The organism is Desulfotomaculum copahuensis (assembly GCF_001655685.1).
Taxonomy (GTDB): Bacteria; Bacillota; Desulfotomaculia; order Desulfotomaculales; family Desulfovirgulaceae; genus Desulfotomaculum_G; species Desulfotomaculum_G copahuensis.
Genome location: NZ_LYVF01000039.1, coordinates 1 through 3,360, shown reverse-complemented (window position 1 = coordinate 3,360; position 3,360 = coordinate 1). Strand labels below are relative to the sequence as shown.

General features: G+C 44.5%; 4 protein-coding genes and 1 pseudogene. 4 read left to right on the top strand and 1 reads right to left on the bottom strand.

Going from position 1 to position 3,360, the window contains the following annotated elements:
* Positions 1 to 33: 33 nt before the first annotated feature.
* The 4 genes and pseudogenes from A6M21_RS19430 to A6M21_RS02735 all read left to right on the top strand — a co-directional run.
* Positions 34 to 150, top strand: a pseudogene (locus A6M21_RS19430) (acetyltransferase); the annotation flags it as partial.
* A gap of 49 nt (positions 151 to 199) precedes the next feature.
* Entirely contained in the window at positions 200 to 550 is a 351-nt protein-coding gene (locus A6M21_RS02745; protein WP_066666377.1) for a DUF2200 domain-containing protein, read from the top strand.
* A 38-nt stretch (positions 551 to 588) separates the two neighbouring features.
* Complete coding sequence (locus A6M21_RS02740; RefSeq protein WP_066666376.1) at positions 589 to 1,458, top strand: RCC1 domain-containing protein; 870 nt, start codon at positions 589 to 591, stop codon at positions 1,456 to 1,458.
* A gap of 170 nt (positions 1,459 to 1,628) precedes the next feature.
* Positions 1,629 to 2,300, top strand: a complete 672-nt coding sequence (locus A6M21_RS02735) for a DUF151 domain-containing protein (protein ID WP_066666375.1) — start codon at positions 1,629 to 1,631, stop codon at positions 2,298 to 2,300.
* A 63-nt stretch (positions 2,301 to 2,363) separates the two neighbouring features.
* On the opposite strand, the gene A6M21_RS02730 is transcribed toward A6M21_RS02735, so the two are convergent.
* A partial coding sequence (locus tag A6M21_RS02730; RefSeq protein WP_201721819.1) for a recombinase family protein occupies positions 2,364 to 3,360 on the bottom strand: 997 nt, incomplete at its 5' end.

Here is a 3,360-nt window from a genome sequence, read left to right as displayed (position 1 = left end):
TAACTTTGACGTGGCCTTGACAATCCTAATGCTATTTATCCCAATGAAAAAATAAGAAGCGTATGCTACATCAAGAATGTTATAACCCGGTCGAATATCATCGTCGGCGATTATACCTATTATGACGATAAAGACTGTTCGGAAAAATTTCGATATTGTACGGTTGAGAATAACGCGGAAAGTGAAAGAAGCGACACTTATGACAAACGAGCGCGTATACAAGATGGCATTTTCGAGCGTCTACCCGTTACTCGTCCGAAAGGCGGAGCGCAAAGGACGAACCAAATCCGAGGTTGATGCCGTGATTTGTTGGTTGACGGGGTATGACGATTCAAGTCTGCAAGTGCAGATTGTGAAGAATGTTGATTATGAAACATTTTTCCATGAAGCACCGCAAATAAACCCGAACGCCGCTAAAATTTCGGGCGTGATTTGCGGGCATCGCGTAGAGGAAATACAAGACCCACTCATGCAGAAAATTCGTTGGCTTGATAAGCTGGTTGATGAATTGGCAAGAGGGAAACCAATGGAAAAGATTTTAAGAAGCTGAAGGTGAATAATGCCTATGCCACCGGAAGGGGGTAAAACATGGAATACATTAGACCGAAGATATTCAAAGATACCATAGCGGCGGGTCGCCGTCATACTGTTGGTCTTAAATCCGATGGAACCGTAATAGCAGTGGGGGATAACAAGTGTGGTCAATGTGATGTAAGCGACTGGCATGATATTGTGGCGGTAGCGGCTGGAAATGTTCATATGGCAAATAACACAGGAAATTCACATACACTTGGCCTAAAGTCAGACGGTACGGTGGTCGCAGTGGGTTGGAATCATCTTAACCAATGCGATGTAACCGATTGGCACGATATTATAGCTATTGCGGCGGGTTGGCGCTTTACTATTGGGCTTAAATCGGACGGCACGGTGATGGCGGTAGGTCGGGATAAGGAAGGCCAATGCAAAGTGGGCGACTGGTGTGACATTGTGGCAGTGACAGCGGGCGACTGGCATACAGTCGGTCTAAAATCAGATGGTACAGTAATAGCTGTTGGAGTTTACCAACCATGCAATGTGAGCGGCTGGTGCGATATTATGGCGGTGGCAGCGGGCTATACCCATACAGTCGGGCTTAAAATAGACGGTACGGTAATAGCTACGGGTTGGAATAAATACCATCAATGTGAAACAAGTAATTGGCGTGGTATTACGGCGATAGCGGTGGGTAGTTATCACACAATCGGCCTTAAATCGGACGGTACTGTGGTTGCTGTAGGTGATGATGAATATGGTCAATGCAATGTAAGCGGCTGGCGTGATATTGTGTCGGTAGCGGCGGGTTGCGCTCATACCATAGGGCTTAAATCGGACGGTACGGTGGTCGCTGTAGGTGATAATGAATATGGTCAGTGTGATGTAAGCGGCTGGCGCGATATCGGAGAGAATGGATGTTCCTAAGGAATGAGAAGAGAAGAAGTTTGAGTTTGAATGACAGAAATCCAAACTTGCCGGAACAATTTGTGGCCCCTTTTTGTGATCAAGGGAGAATATTAGAGCGTATCCGCATACCGTGTAAACATAAAATTGACGTAGATGAAAGTAAAATATTATTAGGAGGGTGAGTATCAATGTTTGAAGTTAATATCGAAGGAGTACGAAGAAACTTTATGATAAGCAGTGCTTTTATGTATACAGCAACTTTAGTAGATGATACAAAAAAACGCATGGTACTCTTTTTTATAGAACGACATGAAGCCATTCCTATAGTAGCTAAACTACATGGTTTTCCATTAATGAGGCCCCATACAATAAATGTCTTTAATGATACTATGAAATTTAATAACCTTAAACTTATGGGAATACAGGCTGAAGATTTTCTGACATCCCCAAAATTTCTTTTGGATGTACGTCTTGTTTGGAAGAACACCAATGGTACAGAAGATATTCAGCAGATTCAAATGAGTCCAGGAGATACTGTAGGACTTGCTGTATTAACTGAATGTAAATTGTTATTGTCTTCAAAATTTGAACCCATGTTCATAACTTTGGAAGATGATATGACACCTGAACTTTATCAAATCCATGACTTAATAAGACGGGAGGGGATTGTTTTACCTGAAGGGAAAAAGATTCGTTTGGGTGCTAACAAAACACCTATGCTGAATTTTCTTATTAAAGAATTTAAAGCCTCGCAATTTGGAAAAGCCCCTGTATTCCCAGAGGAAAACCAGAGCCAAATAAAAAAAGAATATTTGGAATTTCTGATTGGGTCTGACTATATGCAATATAAGAAATACTAACAACTTAACAAAGCAAGGCACCCTACGCCCAATTTAGTAGAGTACCCTGATCTTCTTTTTACATTATTCTTCAATATTCACCGTCACACTAGACTTAAATTCCACGTTGAATTTATCCTCATAGACGGTGACTTTTTCAATAAGCCTCCGGACAAGTGCCTCATCGTATTCGTCGATGGCGATAGGCTGTTCCCGCAGAAAGACGCTCATAACGGCCATGCGCTTTTTGAGTTCATCACGGTTGGCGTTTTCAACTTGTAGCTTCTGCTTTTCTTCCCGCAGGCGGTAAATCTCATCGGCGACGTCCTCGTAGTCGGCCTTGGAGTTGGCCAGCTTCACAAGCTCCGTTTGAAGCTCCTCTAACCTCTTTTCGATGTCGGCCAGGGTTGTGTCGTTTCCATGACTTAGGACAGTTTCGATGTTGTCCTGCAAAATACGTATAAAAGCATCCTTCCCGCTTAACGTATTATTTATGGCAGTAACCAGCACTTGCTCGAGGGTGCTTTCCAGCACCGTTCGGGCGTCGCAAAATAAGCCCGTATTCTCCAGCCTGCTGATACACCGCCAAACCACGGACTTCTTCCCACGATTGTTCCAGTGTACCCTGCGGAATACCTCGCCGCAGTTGCCGCAGATAATCATGTTTGAAAAACAGTGGCTGCTGCTGTAACTGTGCTTTTTGCCGTTTTTACTGAGATGGACACAACGGCGTCGTACCAGTTCCTCCTGCACCTGCATGAAAAGTTCACGCGGGATGATGGCTTCATGGCTGTTTTCCACATAGTACTGGGGGACAAGGCCGTTGTTCTTGACCCGCTTTTTTGTGAGGAAGTCAACGGTGTAGGTTTTCTGCAGCAGGGCATCCCCGATATACTTCTCGTTTCGCAAAATCTGATTTATGTTGCTGGTGTGCCACCGTTCCTTTCCGGCGCCGTTTTTGATACCGTCCGCTTCCAGACCACGGGCGATTTTCAGCATGCTGGCTCCCTCAAGGTATTCCCGGTAGATGCGTTTTACGATTTCGGCTTCCTCCGGACTATTGGGGTGGACCCATTTGTCA